The organism is Nitrincola iocasae (assembly GCF_008727795.1).
Taxonomy (GTDB): domain Bacteria; phylum Pseudomonadota; class Gammaproteobacteria; order Pseudomonadales; family Balneatricaceae; genus Nitrincola; species Nitrincola iocasae.
In genome coordinates, this window is record NZ_CP044222.1 from 2,347,198 (window position 1) to 2,369,928 (window position 22,731).

Annotated in this window: 22 protein-coding genes; 6 read left to right on the forward strand and 16 right to left on the reverse strand. The window is 49.9% G+C overall.

Translation table 11 applies throughout. The features are described from left to right. The 4 genes from acnD to F5I99_RS10830 all read right to left on the reverse strand — a co-directional run bounded on the left by acnD (position 1) and on the right by F5I99_RS10830 (position 5,419). Complete coding sequence (gene acnD / locus F5I99_RS10815) at positions 1-2,586, reverse strand: Fe/S-dependent 2-methylisocitrate dehydratase AcnD (RefSeq protein ID WP_151055909.1); 2,586 nt, start codon at positions 2,584-2,586, stop codon at positions 1-3. 76 nt (positions 2,587-2,662) lie between these two features. Beyond that, positions 2,663-3,793 (reverse strand): bifunctional 2-methylcitrate synthase/citrate synthase, encoded by a 1,131-nt coding sequence (gene prpC / locus F5I99_RS10820; protein WP_151055912.1) that lies wholly within the window; start codon positions 3,791-3,793, stop codon positions 2,663-2,665. A 26-nt stretch (positions 3,794-3,819) separates the two neighbouring features. Next, positions 3,820-4,713 carry a methylisocitrate lyase gene (gene prpB / locus F5I99_RS10825; RefSeq protein ID WP_151055914.1) on the reverse strand — a complete coding sequence of 298 codons (894 nt, stop codon included), beginning with the start codon at positions 4,711-4,713 and terminating at the stop codon, positions 3,820-3,822. After that, positions 4,706-5,419, reverse strand: a complete 714-nt coding sequence (locus F5I99_RS10830) for a GntR family transcriptional regulator (protein WP_151055916.1) — start codon at positions 5,417-5,419, stop codon at positions 4,706-4,708. The genes prpB and F5I99_RS10830 overlap by 8 nt, the downstream gene beginning before the upstream one ends. A gap of 287 nt (positions 5,420-5,706) precedes the next feature. Here F5I99_RS10830 and pabB point away from each other — a divergent pair, with 287 nt between their 5' ends. The 3 genes from pabB (at position 5,707) to F5I99_RS19640 (ending at position 8,166) form a co-directional block, all read left to right on the forward strand. Continuing rightward, positions 5,707-7,092 (forward strand): aminodeoxychorismate synthase component I, encoded by a 1,386-nt coding sequence (pabB, locus tag F5I99_RS10835; protein WP_151055918.1) that lies wholly within the window; start codon positions 5,707-5,709, stop codon positions 7,090-7,092. 187 nt (positions 7,093-7,279) lie between these two features. Next, the gene (locus tag F5I99_RS19840) at positions 7,280-7,774 is read left to right on the forward strand and encodes a methyl-accepting chemotaxis protein (RefSeq protein ID WP_151055920.1); all 495 of its coding nucleotides are present in this window, start codon (positions 7,280-7,282) and stop codon (positions 7,772-7,774) included. A gap of 11 nt (positions 7,775-7,785) precedes the next feature. Continuing rightward, positions 7,786-8,166, forward strand: a complete 381-nt coding sequence (locus F5I99_RS19640; RefSeq protein ID WP_151055922.1) for a methyl-accepting chemotaxis protein — start codon at positions 7,786-7,788, stop codon at positions 8,164-8,166. 25 nt (positions 8,167-8,191) lie between these two features. On the opposite strand, the gene thrH is transcribed toward F5I99_RS19640, so the two are convergent. The 9 genes from thrH to F5I99_RS10890 form a co-directional block, all read right to left on the reverse strand. Continuing rightward, positions 8,192-8,809 carry a bifunctional phosphoserine phosphatase/homoserine phosphotransferase ThrH gene (gene thrH, locus F5I99_RS10850; protein ID WP_151055924.1) on the reverse strand — a complete coding sequence of 206 codons (618 nt, stop codon included), beginning with the start codon at positions 8,807-8,809 and terminating at the stop codon, positions 8,192-8,194. A 32-nt stretch (positions 8,810-8,841) separates the two neighbouring features. Continuing rightward, positions 8,842-9,816, reverse strand: a complete 975-nt coding sequence (cysB, locus tag F5I99_RS10855; protein WP_151055926.1) for an HTH-type transcriptional regulator CysB — start codon at positions 9,814-9,816, stop codon at positions 8,842-8,844. A gap of 92 nt (positions 9,817-9,908) precedes the next feature. After that, the gene (locus F5I99_RS10860) at positions 9,909-11,009 is read right to left on the reverse strand and encodes a DNA-binding protein (RefSeq protein WP_151055928.1); all 1,101 of its coding nucleotides are present in this window, start codon (positions 11,007-11,009) and stop codon (positions 9,909-9,911) included. A 172-nt stretch (positions 11,010-11,181) separates the two neighbouring features. Further along, complete coding sequence (locus tag F5I99_RS10865; protein WP_151055930.1) at positions 11,182-11,928, reverse strand: PhnD/SsuA/transferrin family substrate-binding protein; 747 nt, start codon at positions 11,926-11,928, stop codon at positions 11,182-11,184. Positions 11,929-11,939: 11 nt separating this feature from the next. After that, the gene (locus tag F5I99_RS10870) at positions 11,940-12,401 is read right to left on the reverse strand and encodes a PAS domain-containing protein (protein ID WP_036521899.1); all 462 of its coding nucleotides are present in this window, start codon (positions 12,399-12,401) and stop codon (positions 11,940-11,942) included. Between the two features lie 57 nt (positions 12,402-12,458). Then, positions 12,459-12,821, reverse strand: coding sequence for a roadblock/LC7 domain-containing protein (locus tag F5I99_RS10875; protein WP_036521896.1), 363 nt, complete (start codon positions 12,819-12,821; stop codon positions 12,459-12,461). A gap of 56 nt (positions 12,822-12,877) precedes the next feature. After that, positions 12,878-13,510 (reverse strand): hypothetical protein, encoded by a 633-nt coding sequence (locus tag F5I99_RS10880; protein WP_225307376.1) that lies wholly within the window; start codon positions 13,508-13,510, stop codon positions 12,878-12,880. A 45-nt stretch (positions 13,511-13,555) separates the two neighbouring features. Further along, on the reverse strand, positions 13,556-14,845 hold the full coding sequence (locus F5I99_RS10885; RefSeq protein WP_151055932.1) for a hypothetical protein: 1,290 nt from the start codon (positions 14,843-14,845) through the stop codon (positions 13,556-13,558). Between the two features lie 12 nt (positions 14,846-14,857). Beyond that, a complete protein-coding gene (locus tag F5I99_RS10890) occupies positions 14,858-15,325 on the reverse strand; it encodes a hypothetical protein (RefSeq protein WP_151055934.1) in 468 nt (155 codons plus the stop codon). Between the two features lie 292 nt (positions 15,326-15,617). Between F5I99_RS10890 and acnB the strand changes: the two genes are divergently transcribed. From acnB to F5I99_RS10905, 3 genes are all read left to right on the forward strand, one after another. Continuing rightward, positions 15,618-18,215 carry a bifunctional aconitate hydratase 2/2-methylisocitrate dehydratase gene (acnB, locus tag F5I99_RS10895; protein ID WP_151059106.1) on the forward strand — a complete coding sequence of 866 codons (2,598 nt, stop codon included), beginning with the start codon at positions 15,618-15,620 and terminating at the stop codon, positions 18,213-18,215. Between the two features lie 70 nt (positions 18,216-18,285). After that, positions 18,286-18,708 carry a DUF2185 domain-containing protein gene (locus F5I99_RS10900; RefSeq protein WP_151055936.1) on the forward strand — a complete coding sequence of 141 codons (423 nt, stop codon included), beginning with the start codon at positions 18,286-18,288 and terminating at the stop codon, positions 18,706-18,708. A gap of 12 nt (positions 18,709-18,720) precedes the next feature. Beyond that, positions 18,721-18,966, forward strand: a complete 246-nt coding sequence (locus F5I99_RS10905; RefSeq protein ID WP_151055938.1) for a hypothetical protein — start codon at positions 18,721-18,723, stop codon at positions 18,964-18,966. Between the two features lie 19 nt (positions 18,967-18,985). Here F5I99_RS10905 and F5I99_RS10910 read toward each other — a convergent pair whose 3' ends face one another. From F5I99_RS10910 to purF, 3 genes are read right to left on the reverse strand one after another with little or no spacing between them, the layout of a single operon-like run. Continuing rightward, entirely contained in the window at positions 18,986-19,945 is a 960-nt protein-coding gene (locus F5I99_RS10910; protein WP_225307377.1) for a tRNA dihydrouridine synthase, read from the reverse strand. A gap of 13 nt (positions 19,946-19,958) precedes the next feature. Beyond that, positions 19,959-21,173: an O-succinylhomoserine sulfhydrylase gene (locus F5I99_RS10915; protein ID WP_151055940.1), complete on the reverse strand. Its 1,215-nt coding sequence runs from the start codon at positions 21,171-21,173 to the stop codon at positions 19,959-19,961. 10 nt (positions 21,174-21,183) lie between these two features. Next, positions 21,184-22,719, reverse strand: coding sequence for an amidophosphoribosyltransferase (purF, locus tag F5I99_RS10920; protein ID WP_151055942.1), 1,536 nt, complete (start codon positions 22,717-22,719; stop codon positions 21,184-21,186). Between the last annotated feature and the right edge of the window lie 12 nt (positions 22,720-22,731).

The following is a 22,731-nucleotide window of genomic DNA, read 5'->3' on the forward strand; positions in this document are numbered from 1 at the left end:
TCAAACAGCTCCTTCCAGGAAGTCCTGGGCGAAACGTTGCAATACACCACCGGCTTGATAAACCCCGACTTCAGCTGCTGTATCCAGACGGCAGATCATCGGCACTTTAACCTGCTCACCGTTCTTACGGTTGATAACCAGGGTCATAGTGCCACGTGCTTTCAGCTCACCTTCCACATCGTAGGTTTCAGTACCATCGATGTTCAGCGTTTTGCGGGTCGTTCCTTCTTCAAACTGCAGTGGCAATACACCCATGCCGATCAGGTTAGTACGGTGGATACGCTCAAAGCCTTCCGCTGCAATCACTTCAACACCTGCCAGACGCACACCCTTAGCGGCCCAGTCGCGTGAAGAGCCCTGACCATAGTCAGCGCCAGCGACAATAATCAGCGGCTGTTTGCGCTCCATATAGGTCTCGATGGCTTCCCACATGCGCATGACCTGGCCTTCCGGCTCAACACGTGTCAGCGAACCCTGTTTGACCTGTCCGTCTACAACAGCCATCTCATTGATCAACTTCGGATTGGCAAAGGTGGCACGCTGCGCTGTCAAGTGGTCACCACGGTGGGTAGCGTAAGAGTTGAAGTCCTCTTCCGGCACGCCCATTTTGTGCAGGTATTCACCCGCGGCACTGTCCATCATGATGGCATTGGAGGGTGACAGGTGATCCGTAGTGATGTTATCCGGCAGGACCGCCAGCGGACGCATGCCCTTCATTGTACGTTCACCGGCCAAAGCGCCTTCCCAGTAAGGTGGGCGACGTATGTAGGTTGACATAGGACGCCAGTCATACAGGGGGCTCTTGGCTTCTTCGCCACGGTCCAGATCAAACATGGGGATGTAAATCTGCTTGAACTGCTCTGGCTTGACGCTGGTTTTAACCAGTGCATCGATCTCTTCATCAGATGGCCAGATATCTTTCAAGGTGACCGGGTTACCGTTTTTGTCGGTGCCCAGGACATCTTTTTCAATATCAAAGCGGATGGTACCGGCAATCGCATAAGCCACGACTAACGGCGGTGAAGCCAGGAATGCCTGCTTGGCATAAGGGTGGATACGACCATCAAAGTTACGATTCCCGGATAGCACTGCCGTGGCATAGAGGTCACGGTCAATGATTTCCTGCTGGATTTTCGGATCCAGGGCACCCGACATACCATTACAGGTAGTGCAGGCATAGGCCACGATACCAAAACCGAGTTTTTCCAGCTCAGTCAGCAGGCCGGCTTCTTCCAGATAGAGCTTGGCGACCTTGGAGCCCGGTGCAAACGAAGACTTGACCCAGGGCTTACGGATCAGCCCCAGTTCATTGGCCTTTTTCGCCAACAGACCCGCAGCCACAACGTTGCGCGGGTTGGAGGTATTGGTACAGCTGGTAATCGCAGCAATGATCACCGCGCCATCCGGCATTTCACCCTCAACCTCGTCCCACTGACCGGCAATCCCTTTGGCGGCCAGATCACTGGTGGAGACACGGGCATGCGGATTGGAAGGACCCGCCATGGTACGGACCACACTGGACAGATCAAACTTCAGTACGCGTTCATACTCGGCTGTTGCCAGGCTATCCGCCCAGAGACCGGTTTGTTTGGCGTAGTTCTCTACCAGCTCAACCTGCTCAGGCTCACGACCGGTCAGCTTGAGGTAATCGATAGTCTGCTCGTCAATATAGAACATCGCTGCAGACGCACCGTATTCCGGTGTCATATTGGAGATCGTCGCACGGTCACCGATGGTGAGGCTGGAGGCACCTTCACCAAAGAACTCCAGGTAAGCACCGACAACACGCTCCTTACGCAGAAATTCGGTCAGCGCCAGAACAATATCTGTCGCGGTAATGCCTGACTGGCGTTTACCCACCAGCTCGACACCGACAATATCAGGCAGGCGCATCATGGAGGGCAAGCCCAGCATGACGGTTTCGGCTTCCAGTCCACCGACACCGACAGCTATAACACCCAGGGCATCGACGTGAGGGGTATGCGAATCGGTACCCACACAGGTGTCCGGGAACGCCACACCATCGCGTGCCTGTATTACTGGAGACATCTTCTCCAGGTTGATCTGGTGCATAATGCCGTTACCGGCTGGAATCACATCGACATTTTTGAAAGCCGTTTTAGTCCATTCAATAAAGTGAAAACGATCTTCGTTACGACGGTCTTCAATAGCACGGTTCTTATCAAAAGCATCTGGATCAGAACCACCGCATTCTACTGACAGCGAGTGGTCAACAATCAGTTGGGTCGGTACCACGGGATTCACTTTGGCAGGATCACCGCCCTTCTCGGCGATGGCATCACGCAAACCGGCCAGATCCACCAGAGCGGTCTGACCCAGAATGTCGTGGCAGACTACGCGAGCTGGATACCAGGGGAAATCAAGTTCCTGTTTGCGCTCGATCAACTGCGTCAGTGAGTCAGTCAGAGCTTCAGGTTCGCAACGGCGTACCAGCTGCTCAGCGAGTACACGTGACGTATAGGGAAGTTTTTCATAGGCACCCGGCTGGATGGCATCGACCGCCGCACGGGTGTCGAAGTAGTCCAGTTGAGTGCCCGCCAAAGGCTTACGGTAGTCTGTATTCATTGCAGGGGCTCTCTAGTATCAGGGAATTCAACAACATAATCAGGGCGTGACCATTACAGCCACGCCCGCTCAGTGATCAGTCGCGTTCTTCAATCGGTGTTACCGGACGTGGCTCAGGGCCGTTATAGTCAGCACTTGGACGAATAATACGGTTATTAGCTCGCTGTTCGAACACATGCGCCGCCCAACCTGTCAGGCGTGAGCAAACAAAAATGGGTGTAAACAGCTTAGTCGGGATTCCCATAAAATGGTAAGCACTGGCATGGAAGAAGTCGGCATTACAGAAGAGTTTCTTCTCACGCCACATCACCGCTTCAACGCGCTCAGATACCGGGAACAGCACAGTATCACCGACATCTTTAGACAGTTTTTCAGACCACTGTTTAATAATGCCATTACGTGGATCGGAGGTGCTGTAAACAGCATGGCCAAAGCCCATAATCTTGTCTTTGCGCGCCAGCATGCCCATCACTTCAGCTTCGGCTTCGTCGGGTGACTTCCAATCTTCAATCATGTCCATTGCGGCTTCATTGGCACCGCCGTGCAACGGACCGCGCAAGGAGCCTATGGCACCGGTAATGCAGCTGTGCAGATCCGATAAGGTAGATGCGCACACGCGCGCGGTAAAGGTCGAGGCATTGAACTCATGCTCGGCATAAAGAATCAGCGATACGTTCATAACACGTGCATGCAACTCACTGGGCTTTTCATCGCGCAGCAAATGCAGGAAGTGGCCACCGACTGAGTTATCGTCGGTTACTGTGTCAATACGCACCCCATCATGGGTGAAGCGGTACCAGTAACAGATAATCGATGGAAACAGTGCCAGTAAGCGATCAGTGGCATCCTGCTGCTCGTCAAAGCTCTCTTCGGTTTCCAGGTTACCCAGCATGGAACAGCCAGTACGCATGACATCCATCGGATGTGCATCTTTAGGGATCTGCTCCAGTACAACTTTCAGTGCATCCGGTAAAGCACGCAGGGTTTTGAGCTTGGCAATATAAGCATCCAGCTCCGCCTGATTCGGCAGTTTGCCTTTGAGCAACAGGTAAGCCACTTCTTCAAAGGTGGATTTTTCTGCCAGCTCATGAATATCATAACCACGGTAGGTCAGACCTGATCCGGATTGACCCACGGTACAGAGTGCGGTCGTGCCTGCTGACTGGCCACGCAGACCAGCGCCGGTGAGCTTTTTAGCTTCAGCCATTAAAGTATCTCCTCGTTTGAATCGGCTTACTTGTTTTTGCCCTGAGCAAACAACTGATCAAGCTTCTGTTCAAAATCGTGATAGTTAAGAAAATCGTACAGATCCATACGCGTCTGCATAGTATCGACAACGGCTTTTTGATCGCCATCATCCAGCAGATGCTGGAATACATTCAAGGCGGCCTGGTTGGCTGCGCGGAAAGCTGACAAGGGGTAAAGCACCATAGAGGCACCGTTTTCGGCCAGTTCCTGTTTGTTAAACAACGGTGTTGCGCCAAACTCAGTGATATTGGCCAACAAGTGTGCACCGTTAATACCCTGAGCAAAGGCTTTATAATCTTCCAGCGTATGCACCGCTTCAGCGAATATACCGTCAGCACCGGCTTCCAGACAGGCCTGAGCACGCTCAACAGCGGGTTCCAGTCCTTCCATTTGGAAAGCATCGGTGCGAGCAATAATGAAAAAATCATCATCGGTACGCGCATCTACAGCCGCTTTAACGCGGTCCACCATTTCAGCCAGGGAAACAATTTCTTTATTCGGACGATGGCCACAACGTTTCTGCGCCACCTGGTCTTCCAGATGTACTGCCGCCGCACCGGCTTTAATCATCTCTTTAACCGTACGGGCCATATTGAATGCACCACCCCAACCTGTATCAATATCGACCAGCAAGGGCGTTTCAACGGCACTGGTAATGCGGCGTACATCTTCCAATACGTCATTCATAGAGGTCATACCCAGATCAGGCAGGCCGTAGGAGGCATTTGCAACACCGCCACCAGACAAGTAGATAGCCTGATGACCGACACGCGTTGCCATCATTGCATGATAGGCATTGATGGTACCAACAATCTGCAGCGGTTGGTTCTCAGCCAGTGCTTTGCGAAAACGCGCGCCTGCAGTCAGTTTATTAGCCATTTTTTTCCCCTTTAGTTTCGGACACTTTGTTCAGTTTGTTTTCAATATTGCGACGTGCAGAACTGATATGTCGACGCATCAGCAACTCAGCCAACTCCGGATCACGGGACTCAATCGCATCAATGATCTGTCGATGCTCTTTCAGTGCCCGCTTGGGTCTGGAGCTGGAAACACTGAACTGATAACGGTACATGCGTACCAGGTGGTAAAGGTCAGCGCCCAGCAGCTCTAACAGCTTGGCATTTTTGCTGCCCTGGACAATACGGTAGTGAAAATCAAGGTCGCCCTCTTTCTGGAAGTAAGAGCTCCAGGCTTCTTCTTCCACTGAAAGCTCATGCTGATCCAGCAGCCCCTTCAGTGAAGCGATCTCAGCATCTGTCATGTTTTGTGCGGCCAGACGACAGGCCATGCCTTCCAGTGCTTCACGGACATGATAGATTTCGATCAACTCATTTGCTGAGAGCTTAACCACCCGAGCACCCACATGCGCTTTACGCTCAATCAGGCGCAACCCTTCCAGGCGACGTATGGCTTCACGCAAAGGTCCACGGCTGATACCGTACATACGCGCCAATTCCGGCTCACTAATTTTGTAACCTGCAGGAAGCTCACCCTTCACTATGGCCGTGACGATCTGTTGACAGACCCGATCAGCCAAGGTGCGGGTAATGGGTTCGAGAGGTAGAATATTATCTTTGTTCGACATAGCAACCCTTTAAAATTGTCGACAATATTTATTTAAAGCAACCTTACCGAGCCAAAATCACCGCGTCAACAGAGTTTTTGGCTAAATATGTCAACACTAGACAAAAGTATACTGAATAATGTGGCTAATAGGGTCACCGCTGACACGGCTCTGGTTGATTCACTAGCCTTGCAACCAAACAGGGATTTCAGCCACACCAGAAATGCATGTTTGGATCTGTGCTGAACAGACTCGCCAGCTACTTCGCAGACAGGTAGAATCTGCGTTTTTATTCGCCGGTGTCGACAGTGATCAGCCATTACCCTCTCCCCTATCCACTAAAAGCTAGCCAGGTTTTTGAGCAACTGCGCTCGCTCGGTCAGACCGTCATTTTGGATAGCTGTCATCCAGACAGCCGTTACGGTCGCTTTGACCTGATTACCGCGGCACCGTCGAAAACCTTACAGTTGACGACACAGGGGCTTGAGATACGTGAGGGTGAATCAAGCTGGCAGCCCAGCACCGAGGAAGCTTTTTCTTTGCTCAAGCACTGGGTAGCTGAATTAGGTGACTTAAAGGATCAACCAGCACCCTTCAATGGCGGGCTTATTGGTTATTTCAGTTATGACCTAAACCGGCATCTTGAGCTTCTCCCATCTGAGGCCGTAGCTGATATCGATTTGCCCCACATGGTAATAGGCCTGTATCTCCAGGCAGTTATCATCGACCACCAACAGGGTAAAAGCTGGTTAATGGTGCATAATCTTGCTGATGAGGCTATTACCGAGGCTTTTCTGTCTCGCCTTGCCACAGACGCACCTTCTATTATCAAAGCAGATACAGTTCCCTTCTGCTTAGTTGAGCCTTTCAGCAGCAATATGAATGCTGCAGACTACCGTCATGCCCTTGAACGCATTCACGCTTATATTCAGGCTGGTGATTGTTACCAAATCAATTTGGCACAACGCTTCTCTGCCGCCTGTCAAGGCGATCCCTGGCAAGCCTGGAAAAGCCTGCGCCAGGTGGCACCCACACCTTTTGCAGCTTATCTGGATCTGGATCAGGGTGCACTCTTGTCGCTGTCTCCCGAACGCTTTCTCAGTTGCGATAACACCGGGCAGGTGGAAACCCGCCCAATCAAAGGAACCCGCCCGCGTGGTGCTAACAGCGATGAGGATGCACGACTGGCCGCCGAGCTGATCAACTCTGACAAAGACCGTGCAGAGAATGTCATGATCGTGGATCTGCTGCGTAATGATCTGAGCAAAGTGTGTCAGCCTGGCAGTGTTGATGTACCTGAGTTATTTGCACTGGAAAGCTATCCCAACGTTCACCATCTGGTCAGCAGTGTCACCGGCCAGTTGGAAGATGGCTTCACGCCCCTGGATTTACTGCGTGAATGCTTCCCCGGTGGCTCCATCACTGGTGCCCCGAAAATACGCGCAATGGAAATCATTGAGGAACTGGAGCCTCACCGACGCTCTGCTTACTGTGGATCGATTGCGTACATCAGTGCTTGCGGCAGAATGGACAGCAGTATCACCATCCGTACGCTGGTCTGTAGCGCAAACCAGATTCATTGCTGGGCAGGAGGCGGCATAGTTGCCGACTCAAATATCGATGCGGAATATGCTGAAACTTTCAGCAAGGTCAACAACCTACTTAAAACATTAGAGAAAACCCACAAATATTGATTGAGTAGAATTCTGTCATCATTTCTACTCATAACTTCAGATATACTTCTATACTTTGTTATAAGTTCCGTGCACCGCTGGTTCAAACGCAGTTTTTTTTTGCGCGCTGATTCAGTTTGTAAGGCAAGGATGAATCAAGTGGCAGAGGTTTGCCTGTTTAGCCTTTTTTCAATCCGGAGTCCTCTTGATGAAACTCAGTTTTCAATCCAAACTGCTTAGTTCCATGCTACTGCTACTTATTCTTTCTCTATTGGCACTCAGTACCTTGGCACACCGCCTGCTGAACAGTGAAGTCAATCAAGCGGTCCAAAGTGAAATTCACAACACCCTACGCAACGCCAAAACCTTTGCCAACGGCTGGCTGGCGGCAAAATCTGACTTGGTTGTCAGTCTGAGTCGTGAACTTCCAACCCAACGTGTAGAGGCCGAAAAGTTTCTGACCTATGCACGCGATGCCGGACAATTCGATCTGGTTTATGCTGGAACAGCCAGTGGTGAAATGCTAACTCGGCAGATTTCCGACAGCACAGATGCTATTAACACGGTTGAGCAACAGGTGCAGAGCATCAGCAGTATTCTGGACAACATTCAGGGCATTGCCGAACAGACTAACCTGCTGGCATTAAATGCAGCCATTGAAGCGGCCCGAGCAGGCGATCAAGGACGTGTGGCTTTGCTGTAGTTGCAGATGAGGTGTGCACTCTGTCGCAACGCAGTCATAAAGCGACGGATGATATTCGCGGCATGATTACCGAACTGCAAAGCGCTACTCACAAGGCCGTTTCACTGATGGGACAGAGCCAAAAGCAAGCTCGCATCAATGTCGAAAGCGCTGAACAACAACTGCAAACGATTGATGAAGCCAGTGGAACAATCAGCGAAATGGCTATACAGATTGCCAGTGCAGTGGAAGAACAGAATGCTGTAACCACGGAAATCAGCAGTAATACGGAACAGATCAAAATATTGGCTGATAGTTTAACTGATCAGGCGGGTGAAACTGGTAATAGAGCCGCCGATTTAAGACAAGTAGCTAACTCGCTACATCAATTGTCAGACAGATTCAAAGTGTAATCTGCCTGACAAACTACTACCGTGTTTACAGGGTTAACTCCCTATTACTGGCGGCCAGGAAGGCTTTCTTCAGGTCGCCATAATTATGTACAGCCGGGAACTGCGGAAACTCACGAATAACATTTTCAGGCGCATGAAACAGAATGCCTGCCTCAGCCTGAGTCAACATGGTAGTGTCGTTATAGGAATCACCTGCCGCAATCACCCGGTAATTAAGCAATTGAAAAGCGCGCACTGACTGACGTTTAGGATCGCGCTGTCGCAAGGTATAACCCGTTATGCGTCCAGTATCATCAACATTCAACTTATGACAAAGCAGGGCTGGAAAGCCCAGTTGACGCATCAATGGCTGAGCAAACTCATAAAAGGTATCTGACAAAATGACCAGTTGAAAGCGTTCCCGCAGCCAGTCTACAAATTCCACCGCACCTTCCAGTGGTTTTAGTCGACTGATGGTATCCTGTATTTGTGTCAGAGTGAAACCCTGCTCATCCAGGATTCGCAAACGCTGCTGCATCAGCTCATCATAATCGGGAATATCCCGTGTAGTGGCTTTCAGCGCGTCAATGCCAGTCTCTTCGGCAAACGCGATCCAGATTTCGGGAATTAAGACGCCTTCAAGATCAAGACAGGCCAGTTCCATGCAAGGTCTCCAGTACAGAGTTGAGTAAGTAATTAATGCTGAGGCAAAGAGATGTCCTTAAACAAATCATCTACCTCATGGCGATTGCTGCAAGCCTGCACCTTCTCAACCATATCAAGCGTCAGGTGCGGTGCAAACAAACGAATAAAGTCATACATATAGCCGCGCAGATAAGTGCCTTTTCTGAAGCCGATACGCGTGGTGCTGGCTTCAAACAGATGAGAAGCTTCCAGCGCGACCAGATCACTGTCATGCTCTGGCTCCACGGCCATCGTCGCGATGATACCGACACCCAAGCCCAAACGAACATAGGTTTTGATCACATCAGAATCCACAGCCGTAAACACCACCTTAGGTTCCAGTCCTTTGTTAATGAAGGCTTCATCAAGCTTTGAGCGCCCGGTAAAACCAAATACATAGGTAACAATGGGGTGCTTGGCAAGCTCTTCCAGTGTCAGTTCGCCCACTTGCGCCAGTGGATGATCTTTAGGTACAACAACGGAACGGTTCCAGTGATAGCAAGGCATCATGATCAGATCAGGAAAATGCGCCAGTGCTTCAGTAGCGATGGCAAAATCCACTTCACCATCTGCCGCCATCTCGGAAATCTGCATCGGTGTACCCTGATGCATATGCAAGGATACATCTGGGTACATTTTAATAAACTGATTGATAGTAGGTGGCAGTGCATAGCGTGCCTGGGTATGCGTTGTAGCCAGACTCAAACTGCCCTTGCGCTCGTCACTGAACTCCTGTGCCACTTGGCGAATGCTGTCAACTTTCTGCAAAATTTCACCGGCGATCTGCAGGATGGCTTCACCCGCGGGGGTTACCCGGGTCAAATGCTTACCACTGCGAGCAAAAACCTCAACACCTAGCTCATCCTCAAGCAAACGCACCTGTTTACTGATACCTGGTTGAGAGGTATACAGACTTTGTGCTGTAGCCGATACATTAAGATCATGTTTGGCGACTTCCCAGATGTACCTGAGTTGCTGAAGTTTCATTTATCTATACCCGAGTAAGGAATTTTCATTTTTATATAACTACAGAGAATAACAAAATACGTCAGCTTCGCCAATACAACAATAATCACTGCTCAGAACCGCGAGTTAAGTCTGCGAATCTCTTCATCACCACTAATCAGACGTTTTTCAAGTGAGTTGATTTTTGCTTCAGCCCTAACCAACATTTCCTCTTTTTCCATCAACTGCGCACGCAACAAATTGTCACGCTTGGCGGCTTCGTTGGTATAGGAAATATTCTTTTGATTATTGCGCCGAATATCTTCCTGTAATTCCTTAAGCTTAGTTTCAAGTCGTTTGGTTTTGTTAAGTTCAGCAAGTAACTGGCTGTTCATTTTAGTCATGTCACGCTGCAATACCGCGCCTTCCTGACGCATTTTCAACAACTCGGTTTCCTGACTTTTAAGCTGTGATTTCAGCGTTTCATTCTTAACATCTTTGCGTGCCATGCGTGCCTGGAGGTCATGAATCTCGCGAGTGAGTTCAGACTCTTTTTTACCCGCTTCTTCGCGAACTTTTTCCAATGCATTGCGATAGTATCGGGTGTCCACTTCTTCTTTGGCTAACGTCTCAAGCATATGCCGCTGCTCATCTTTGAGCCGTTGATCAAACGTACGCCGGGCATCTTCATGCGCTTTTCTCAGCTGCGCAAGCTCATGTTCCAGTGTTGAACGGGCTTTTTCCTCTTTTTTACGGATATTAGTTTCACTGGATAAATTGGTTTTTAATACCGTGATTTCAGCATCCAGCGCTTTAACATGCTCATAGCTTTCTTCAAGCTTGAAGGTTTGCTCACGGTAACGGGCTTCCATCTCCTGATGTAAATGCTGAGATCTCTGCAGAGCCTCATCGGTACTACGCTTCTCGACTTCAACGCCAATATCTGTGCGCTGTCGGGTCAGAGATACACGCGACTGAGCTTCCTGCACCGCTTGATGCCAGATACGCACAAAGGACTGCGCCAAGGTATCCGGCATACCTGGCATTTTCAGATCACGGTCAGTCACCACCACACGCTGCGGTAACTCGTTACGCCACTGGGAAAGTATACTGCTGATCTCTTCCAGTGGACTCGTTAACTCTTCTGCCAGCACTTCGGCTTGTGGAAAACTACCTGAGAGCAATTGCTCATCAGCCAGTTCAAAAACTTGTGATTTAAGTTGTTCAGTATCCATGCAGTCTATTTAACCAGATTAAAAGCAGGTAAAAAGTGAGGGCAAGACAACAACACCCTCTTCAGGTTAGAGAGTGTAAGGATACATCAACAGGGTATCTATTTCACAGTGGATTAGATCCTGAACACGGGAGACCAGAACAAATCTCCCCCGTGTTCAGATAATAGTTCAATCAGTCAATCAGCGTGTCAATCAAGTCAATCATGAACTCGCTATCTTCTTCGCTCATCAACTCCCAACCGACCAGGCCCATATTCTGCAACACACCTCGCCCTTTCTCGTCAGCCTGCATATCTAACAAAACAGTTTTCAGCATCGATTCGTGCTCTTTGAATGACGGCCCCGCCAACAATACATGATGGATAACGTCAATCTGACTGCTGACCAGGGGTTTCATTTCACTGCGAATTAACTCTGAAAGTTCATTATAGGCCTGCTTAAGAAAGAAGCCGGCATCTGCCTCGCCCTTAAGCAAGTTCTTTGCCACCAACACATAGTTTTTCAGCGTTTTGATAGTGATATTGTCCGCATCCAGATCGGCCGACTCCAACATGATCATTCCCATGGTGTGCACGTCAGGATCATCTGTGGTCGCAATCACACTGCCTGGTTGTATGTTTTCAACTTTATCAATCGCTGAAGATACGGACACAGCAATGACTGTCTCATCGGCTTTGTGAGCAGGTTTCATCAAGGCTTTAAAGCCTAACTCTCTCACCAGCATCGAGGCATCATAGGGATTAGCATAGATCAAATCGACCTTGCCAGCCCGAATATCTGCCCGCTGCTTGTCAAAGCTGTCATAGAGTTCAAGATGAATAGGAATACCCAGCTTACGCTGCAGGTAGGTATTAAAATAGAACCATCCGGATATATGATCCGGTGCAAAATCCGGACTCACTGTTAGATTTAGGGGCATGCACAACTCCTTCACATCAGTGTTGCGTAGAGGGCTTCACTTTCACGAATTTTACTTCGGGAAGGCTTGCGTCTTACCGAGGTATATCCAACCAGTTCACCATTTCGCATATTGGGAATAACCGTCGCTTTAACCCAGTAATAGGTGCCATCTTTGCGCAGATTCTTTACAAAGCCTTGCCACTTCTTACCTTCAGCTACGGTGTCCCACAAGCCCTTAAACGCCACAGCAGGCATATCCGGGTGACGAAGAATATAATGATTCACACCAATCAATTCTTCACGACTGTATCCGGACATATCCACAAAAGCCTGATTTGCATGGGTTATAATACCCTGCGGGTCGGTTCTGGATACAATTAGCTTACCATCGGGATAAGGTACTTCCTTATCCACGATGGTGGCCATACGTTCCGTTCCATCATAATATCGAATCAACGCTTCCCGTACCTGACCGGTATCTTGTTCTGACATAGTTCATCTCCCCCGCTGAACTCAGCAGGCCTCTATTCAGAGGCGCTACTGTATGACTTACAGAATCTTACCGATAGCTTCCGCAGCACGTTTCACATCCAGGAAGATTAGTCCGAGACGCGCGTTTGTTTTTGCGACAACCGTCAATACTGAATCCTTGTTTGCGTGAGTCATCAAAATATAGCCAGCCTTGCCCTTAACCAGGACTTGTTCCAGCTCCCCACGTGCCAATTCCTGAGCAGTACGTTCACCCAATGACAGCATTGCTGCACTCATGGCACCTACACTATCTTCGTCCATAGACGCAGGTAGCATTGAATCGATCATCAGACCATCCGTAGAAATCACCGCAGATGCTTCAATCTCAGCCGAAGTACTGTTCAGATCATTAAGAATGGAAGTAAGCATTTCTGAGCGCATCGTTATCTCCTTTACGCCGTTAGCACAAATGTCGCAGTTGAATTTTTCCGTTTATTTCAGTAATCCAGATAACGGCGCATAAGCACCGAAAGCAGATTGACAAAGGACTGACGGTTCAGTGTTGGCATCCCCTCCAGAACCAATAGAAACTTCTGATGACCCACATGTAGAGTCCAGAAGCCCAGTTCACTGTGGCCTGCTGCATCCAGCAGCCCCCAAGATACACTATTGAAACCCAGGTGTTCCCGCAGCAGACGTTGATGGCGTTCGTGCATCAATACTATGTCAGCAGACAGTGCTGCCAGGGCTTCAGCTTCTTCATCAGCATAACCTGACTGCCCCAGACAGAAGCCTTGCTCATCAGCGAGCAGCACGCGCCCCTCTGCCAACTGCGGCAGATACTCTGGCAGCAGTTGCTCGATTGAACCAGCCGGCACCGCTTCAGGTTCCGTGGTGAGCTGCAGAAAACCTCTTTCCATCAGCCAGCTCATTAACTCCTGGGCCTCTTTTTCACTATAGCCCGTCAATTTTTTCAGTACTGCCGGGAAGTAAGGCACATGTGTGTCCGCACTGAGGAGCTGTAACAACAAAGCTCGACGCTCATCCACTTCCGGACTCAAGGTCGCATAGTACGAGCCACTGGGGGTCACCTGAAAAAACTCTGTAACTTCACTCTGGTCTTGATTCACAGTCGAACTCCGATTTCATTCCAGATGGGGTGCAGACCATCGCTGCTAAGGGTTAAAAAATCCAACAGCATCCGCTGCCACTAAAAAAGTAAATACATAACGTTGCGGCACAGCCAACTCAGATAGCATTTGCCGAGGACTGAGGCGTTTGCTGAACCAAAGTTCCGCCAGCGTTCTGGCATGTGGCGTCAACTCAAACACAGAAAAATCCGGTTTGCGTATGAGTTGAACCGGTTTATTAAGATCGATAGTTTCCGGAATACGACCACGGGAAGTCAGTAACGCCAGCTTCCATAACAACTGTTCAGCCGCAATATGCCGACTGCTTTCACCAAGCACATAGGTTGAAGGCTCCAACCTTGTCAGAAAAAGCTCATCCAGACCAAATCTTGCTCTGGCCATATGTAGCAATAGGTCGGCATCCAAATCACAGTAAAAGCAGTCAGCCTCTGGCAGATAAATCAATACACCCGGTAAACCAGATACCTGTTGTGCCTGTTTACTCTGACGACCCGTTTTAACGGCCAGAACCACCCAAGGCAACAGACTACTTTCCATATTGAAACGCACACGCCGTAATCCACTGGGCTCATTCAGATCCTGATCCGGGAGATGACCGCAATAATCATTGGTACTGTCTTGATCAGGACGTTTTTCTTCCACTTTTTCAGTGATCTGCTCAACAGCTGGCTTCATACCTGGTTTTGCCGCCACTGGTGTTTCAGCAACACGGGTATCGATCGCTTCAGTTGGTTCATTCACGGCAGCTGTTGGCGTAGTTTTCTCTGTATTTTCGTGGCGACGGTGCGCCATCACCAAATGTGCTTTTGATATAACTTCTTGCACACCATGACGATCCAAAGGAAACAAGGTCTTGCCTGAATCAGACAGCTGCTTGCCTTTATTCCATTTCCGCATTGCATCCAAACCCGCCTGCTTGCGCGCCTGCCATTCGGCAAATACGGTATCTCTATCTGATGCCACCGGTGCTACTGGATCATCCCGCTGCAACAAACGAGTCAAATTTTCGAGTTCAGCAGACAGACCATTCAACGTCAGTGGGCGCTTCAGCTCGATGAAACCTTGAGGCACATCCCCCCCTTCAGTCAGGGCAATGCCAGGAAGTCCGGCACAAGCGGGGTGCTGTCGCAGCAATTTCAAATACTGCATTTCACCGGTTGTACCGGACAGATCCACCAGCAACACATCAGCTTTATCAGGCTGAGTCAGATCAAACACTTTTTGATGCCGGCTATTGAAAAAAAGCTCCAGCATGGTTTGCTCTGATTGACCAAAGCCCGATAGCCCGATTTTATATGGTTGTTGAATCGCCACGGACAGAGTTCCTTATGCACATTCTTCAAACTGAGCAGGATTAAAGCATTGTGGTGATATGGACAAGCTGCCATTCACCAGTACTGAGTACTGCAACGGCAGGTTGCGGATAAAACGAAAGTCAGACGTATCCGCAAATTTTCTCAAAGCGCTCAAAGTTGATTTATCCAATAAGGGTTCTGCCTGATCAATTACTCGATTAACCAAAGCACGGCCTTTTCCACGCAATACCAGAAACAAGTCAATAAGCGCGCCAGTCAGTCGTCCAGAATCGCCTTTACGTATAGCAAAATAGATCCTACGTATATGGGTTCTCAGGTGTTTAGGCACCGCGCTGATATAACGTGACGAATAACACAATCCTAGCTCTGAATCGGCATGTTCACAAATCAGCGAACGGCTCTTTTGCAGCTCAAAACAGATCTGCAACTTTTCAGCAAATCTGTCAGAATCAGATACAGGTACATTTAGTGTATTCATGTCTACAGCCTCATGGACGTAATAACGCTAAATCTATTTATACGCACCACCAGAAAACCTTGCAATCATATATCAACATTTACTTGATTCGCGTCAACTTGCAGACTCAAAACAGGCTTTTCTGCCGTCATCTTTATCCAAAGTATAACCCATAGATTGTCGACAAAACTTAACTTTACCCCCCCTATAAGCTAGAATTCACAGCGCCAATCACCATTCGATAACAAATTCGAAACGACATCGGCTGATGCTTTGCCGATGTTCGGTAGTGACAACAGATGAGGGCTATATCGTGCTTGAAGCTTACCGTAAACATGTAGAAGAACGTGCCTTAGAAGGCATCCCACCCAAACCACTGGATCCAGAGCAGACTGCCGCGCTGGTTGAGCTGGTGAAAAACCCACCAGCAGGTGAGGAAGAGTTCCTTCTTGATCTGTTGAGCAATCGTGTACCTGCAGGGGTGGACCAGGCCGCTTATGTTAAGGCCGGATTTCTCGATGCCATCGCCAAGGGCGAAGCAACATCGCCTCTGATCACACCAGAAAAAGCCGTTGAACTGCTGGGCACCATGCTCGGTGGCTATAACATCCAGCCGCTGATTGCTGCACTGGATAACGACAAGCTGGCCGCTATTGCTGCCAAAGCACTGTCGCATACCTTGCTGATGTTTGATGCATTCCATGATGTTCAGGAGAAAGCCGACGCTGGCAACAGTTTTGCTAAAGACGTGATGGCCTCCTGGGCCGCTGGCGAGTGGTTTACCTCCAAGCCAGAAGTGCCTGAAAAAATCACGGTAACTGTATTCAAAGTTCCTGGTGAAACCAATACCGATGATCTGTCACCCGCCCCTGATGCCTGGTCACGTCCGGATATTCCACTGCATGCCAATGCCATGCTGAAAATGGAACGTGAAGGTATTGAGCCGGTAGATCCAGGTGTTACCGGTCCGTTGAAACAGATTGAAGCGGTTAAAGCCAAAGGCTTCCCGGTCGCTTACGTCGGTGACGTAGTAGGTACTGGCTCGTCACGCAAGTCGGCTACTAACTCCGTACTGTGGTTCTTTGGTGATGATATGCCAAACATCCCCAACAAGCGTGCAGGCGGCTTCTGCTTTGGCGGAAAGATTGCACCGATTTTCTACAATACCATGGAAGATGCTGGCGCCCTGCCGATCGAAATGGATGTGGAAAAAATGAATATGGGTGATGTCGTCGACATCTATCCTTATGAAGGTGTGGCCAAAAACCATGAAACCGGTGAAGAGCTGTGCCGTTTTGAACTGAAAACCCAGATGCTGCTGGATGAAGTACGTGCCGGTGGCCGTATTCCTTTGATCATTGGTCGCGGTCTGACCCAGAAAGCTCGTGAAGTTCTCGGTTTGCCCCCGGTTGACCTGTTCCGCACCCCAGAGCAGCCAGCCGAGTCCAGCAAAGGCTTTACGCTTGCACAGAAAATGGTCGGTAAAGCCTGTGGTGTTGACGGCATACGTCCTGGCACCTCCTGCGAACCTCGAATGACTACCGTTGGCTCACAGGACACCACCGGTCCTATGACCCGCGATGAACTGAAAGATCTGGCCTGTTTAGGTTTCTCTGCAGACCTGGTTATGCAGTCATTCTGCCACACAGCAGCTTATCCTAAGCCCGTTGATGTGAGTACACACCACACGTTACCTGATTTCATTATGAATCGTGGTGGTGTTGCGTTGCGCCCAGGTGACGGTATTATTCACTCCTGGCTGAACCGTATGCTGCTACCTGACACAGTCGGTACCGGTGGCGATTCTCACACCCGCTTCCCGCTGGGGATCTCTTTCCCTGCAGGTTCCGGCCTGGTGGCATTTGCGGCGGCAACCGGTGTGATGCCTCTGGACATGCCTGAGTCAGTTCTGGTGCGTTTCAAAGGTAAGCGTAATGCCGGTATCACCCTGCGTGATCTGGTACATGCTATTCCTTACTATGCCATCAAAGAAGGTCACCTGACCGTTGCCAAAGCCGGCAAGAAAAACGTTTTCTCTGGCCGTATCTTAGAAATTGAAGGCTTGGAAGATCTGACCGTTGAGCAGGCGTTTGAACTATCGGATGCATCAGCTGAGCGTTCAGCGGCTGGCTGCACCATCAACATGTCTGAAGATTCAGTAGCTGAATACCTGCGCTCTAACATCGTCATGCTGAAATGGATGCAGTCTGAAGGCTACGGTGATACACGCACCATCGAGCGTCGTATCAAAGGCATGGAAGAGTGGCTGGCTAACCCATCATTGATGCGTGCCGACAAAGATGCTGATTACCACACCGTAATTGAAATCGATCTGGCTGAAATCAAAGAGCCTATCCTCTGCGCACCAAACGACCCTGACGATGCCCGTCTGCTGTCTGATGTTGCCGGAGATAAAATCGACGAAGTATTTATCGGCTCCTGTATGACCAACATCGGTCACTTCCGTGCAGCAGGTAAATTACTGGAAGCCTCAGGTAAGACTATCCCGACCCGGATGTGGATCTCGCCACCGACCAAGATGGATCAGGCACAGTTAACTGAAGAAGGCTACTACAGCATCTTTGGTAAAGCTGGAGCACGTATGGAAATGCCGGGCTGCTCACTGTGTATGGGTAACCAGGCACGTGTGGCTGACAAGGCGACTGTTGTGTCCACCTCAACGCGCAACTTCCCTAACCGTCTGGGTAATGGTGCTAATGTCTATCTGGCATCGGCTGAATTGGCCGCTGTTGCCGCACTGGAAGGTAAACTTCCGAGCGTTGATGAGTACATGGCCTATGCCAACAAAATCGATAGTATGGCCGGTGAAATTTACCGCTACCTGAACTTCGATCAGATGGAAAAGTATGTTGATAAAGCCGCTTCTGTGATTCCAACAGCCGCGGTCTGACGCTAAACTAAGCGTTGAGCCATACCGAGACCCCGGCTTTTGCCGGGGTTTTTTATATAATGAGGACTCTATGAAACCCCTGAATCCTGATACAGCACCAGAACCGGGCTATGAAACCGCTCAAACCAAGAATGGTTTTCTGGCGCTGGTTTCAAAATTGGTATTTGATGAAAAACTACCTGTACGTTTTATGTATAAAACGGTACCCGAACACTTAAATGATACCGGTTGGCGCATGTTTACCGGTTACGAAACCGAAGAGTTCCTGACCGATGAACAGCTAAATTTGATCCCTGTACCTTTGGAAAAAATTTGCCAGTTGGACCCTGCCCTACCCGAACTGGTGCAGTATAACGCCGGAACTGTGTGGGAACGCACTCCCGACTCGACTGAATGGCAACAAGTGTACGACTTTACTATTCCCGCACCGCGAACCGATGTTAAAATCACTAATGATATTGAAGATTTTCTGTCATCCCGCGAACGCAGTTAAGGATTTTTCACCATGGAATTGTCTTCATTCAGCACCTATGTGCTGCACTTTATCGGTGTGATTATTGTGTTGGTCGGCCTGTCGATCAAACCAAAACTCAAGACGCTGGGCATTGCTCTGGCCGTCACCGGATTTTTACTCGGAACTTCACCCGTTTGGTATTCGGCAATCACCCAACCCAGTGATGAAGAAATGTATGAGGCATGGCAAGAGCAGCAACAACTTGAGCAGCAACGACGTCTGCTTGAGAGTGAATGATCCCCCGCGCTCAGCTCACTTAAGCCATCAGCATCTGCTGCTGTATAATGTGCTGCAATATCACTAGCGGATCACGTTCACAGCGTATCTCGGCGAATAGCGTCTGAGCCTGGGGAAAGTACCACTGCAGCATGTTTAACCATTGCTTGATGCGTCCATGAACATGACGCTCAGATACTTTATCAATCACCTGGCGGTGATAAGTCTCTAACATCGGTAAGAGCCGCTGCCAGGCATCAGCGTGGGACATGGCTGCAGCCTGGCCAGACAAGGTCTCTGCCAGGAAAGGGTTACTCAGTATACCGCGCCCCAGCATCACATCATCGCAGCCTGAAACATGTCGGCAGCGCTGATAATCTTCAGCATTCCAGACTTCACCATTAGCCACCAGATGCAGCGTCACCTGTTCACGGATACGCGCTATCCACTCCCAGTGTGCGGGCGGTTTATAACCTTCCAGTTTAGTTCTGGCATGTATCGTCAAGGTTGATGCACCGGCAGCTTCGATGGCCTGCGCATTTTCTATCGCCAAGGCTTTATCCACATAGCCCAGGCGCATTTTAGCCGTCACAGGAATACTGGCGGGAACCGTTCGACGTACCGCGGCAACGATCTCATGCAACAGATCAGGCTCGGTTAACAGCACCGCGCCCCCACGACTTTTATTCACCGTTTTGGCTGGACAACCAAAGTTCAGATCGATGCCAGGAGCACCCAACTCTGCCGCTTTGGCGGCATTATCAGCCATGAGTGACGGGTGATTACCGAGCAATTGCAAATACACAGGAACTCCCGAACGAGTGCAACCCTGTTGATGCAGCTCAGGAGCCATACGGTAAAAAACGGTGGAAGGCAGCAGTCTATCTGTCACCCGGATAAACTCGGTGACACATTGGTCTATGCCCGGTACAGAGGTGAGTAGATCGCGCAGCGTATAATCCAGCACGCCTTCCATGGGTGCCAGGTATAAACGGCTCATAGCACAGCGTTTGTCAAAGTGCTGCCAACCCTCTGCGCAGATCATCCTGCAGATCTTTAACCGACTCCAGACCCACGGAGAGACGGATCAGGTTATCGCGGATACCGGCCTGGGCTTTTTCGGCTGCCGTCATACGTCCATGCGTAGTCGTATCCGGATGGGTAATAGTGGTTTTAACATCGCCCAAATTACCGGTTATAGACACCACCTCAGTGGCATCAATAAAACGCCAGGCAGCATCACGATCACCGTCAACTTCAAAAGCCAGCACACCACCAAAGCCTTGCTGCTGACGACAGGCCAGCGCATGCTGTGGATGATCTGGTAAGCCGGAGTAATAGACTTTACGTATACCTGGCTGCTGCTGTAGCCAATGCGCCAGAGTTAGAGCACTTTCACTGTGCGCGCGCATGCGCAACGGCAGGGTTTCCAGCCCCTTCATAAATACCCAGGCATTAAACGGACTCATGCAACTGCCACCGGTACGGATAAATCCGAATACCTCTTCCATCTCTTTATCACGCCCAACCAACACACCACCAACACAGCGTCCTTGCCCGTCAAGGTACTTGGTGGCTGAATGCATCACCACATCCGCGCCCAGCGCTAATGGACGTTGCAATGCCGGAGTCAAAAAGCAGTTATCCACCACCAATAAGGCATTATGTACATGGGCAATTTCTGCCACCGCGGCTATATCCGTCAGTTCTGCCAGCGGGTTGGAAGGTGTCTCCAGAAACAGCAAGCGAGTCTCGGGTCGAATCGTTGTTTTCCAGGCGCTCAGGTCCGTCGGGTCGACAAAACTGGTCTGAATACCAGCACGACTGAAGTACTTATCGAACAGCGAAACAGTAGAACCAAATACGCTGCGTGAACAGACGACATGATCACCACATTTCAGCAAGGCCAACCCAAGACTCAGGATTGCCGCCATACCCGAGGCTGTAGCAACAGCACGCTCCCCGCCTTCCATCGCGGCAATACGCTGTTCAAAAGCACGCACCGTCGGGTTAGTAAAACGGGAATAAATATTGCCTGGCTCCTCACCACCGAAACGCGCGGCGGCTTCACGGGCACTGGAAAACACAAAGCTGGATGTGGTGAAGATGGGGTCTCCATGTTCACCTTCATCGGTTCGCCACTGACCGGCACGTACGGCGAGTGTATCCAGTGCGCAGTCTTGGCGAGAAAACTGGATACGCTCATTACGCTCAAATCCCTTAGACATTAACAGCTCCTCATTCTATTCGGGTGTGCAGATCGGCTGATGTATCACTGTCGATATCGGCATCAGGATCGGCGTTATTCAGCGGATTTTTGGCATCATCACTACGTTTTTGCTCAAGACGATCCAGATAGGCCCGGTCCACCGTACCTGTGACATACTGACCATCAAACACACAGGTATCGAAGGCTGTAATCGCTGGGTTCAACTGTGTAACACAGGATTTCAGGTCATCCAGGTCCTGATAAAGCATCCAGTCACAACCGATATAGTCTCCAACTTCTTTAGCCGTGCGCCCATGGGCAACCAATTCAGAAGCCGTGGGCATATCGATACCATAGACATTGGGAAAACGCACTTCGGGTGCCGCTGAGGCAAAATACACCTTGCGGGCTCCGGCATCACGCGCCATTTCAATGATCTGCTTGGAAGTTGTACCGCGCACAATTGAGTCGTCGACCAGCATCACCACCTTATCTTTAAATTCACTGGCGATGGGGTTCAACTTCTGACGCACCGATTTTTTGCGCTGAGTCTGTCCCGGCATAATAAAGGTGCGGCCAATATAGCGATTCTTGATAAAACCTTCACGAAAGGTAACACCCAGGGTATGGGCCATCTCCAAGGCTGACGTGCGGCTGGTATCCGGAATCGGAATGACCACATCGATATCGTGATTGGGCATCTCTTTCAGAACCTTTTCTGCCAGACGCACCCCCATCAGCATGCGGGATTCATGCACCGATACCCCATCAATAATGGAGTCAGGCCGTGCCAGGTATACATACTCAAACAAACACGGAGCCAGCATCTGCTGCTGCGTACACTGTTGCAGGTGCAAGCCACCATCACGATCAATAAAAATGGCTTCACCCGGAACAATATCGCGGACCTTTGCAAATCCGGAGGTATCCAAAGCAACACTCTCTGAGGCGACCATGTATTCAGCCTGACCATTCACTATACGCTGGCCATAGACCAACGGACGAATACCATGCGGATCACGGAATGCCAGCACGCCGTAGCCAGTAATAATCGCCACAACCGCATAGCCACCCTGACAACGCTGATGCACTTTGGCTACTGCCGCAAAAATATCCTCAGGCGAAGGGTTCAGTTTACCCAGTTGCTGCAACTCATGCGCAAACACATTGAGCAACACTTCAGAATCAGAAGTGGTATTGATGTGGCGCAGATCGGCACGAAAAATATCATCAGCCAGCTGCTCAGCATTGGTCAGATTGCCATTGTGTGCCAGCGCTATACCATAAGGAGAGTTAACATAAAAAGGCTGAGCTTCAGCCGAACTGGAGCTGCCAGCTGTCGGATAACGCACATGCCCTATGCCCAGGTTGCCCACCAGCCGCTTCATGTGGCGAGTCCGAAACACTTCGTTGACCAGGCCGTTATCCTTACGCATGAAAAAGCGATTTCCTTCAGATGTAACGATACCTGCCGCATCCTGCCCACGGTGCTGCAACACAGTCAAGGCATCAAAAAGAGTCTGGTTAACGTAGCTTCTGGCAAAAATGCCAACTATACCGCACATGAATTCAACCTC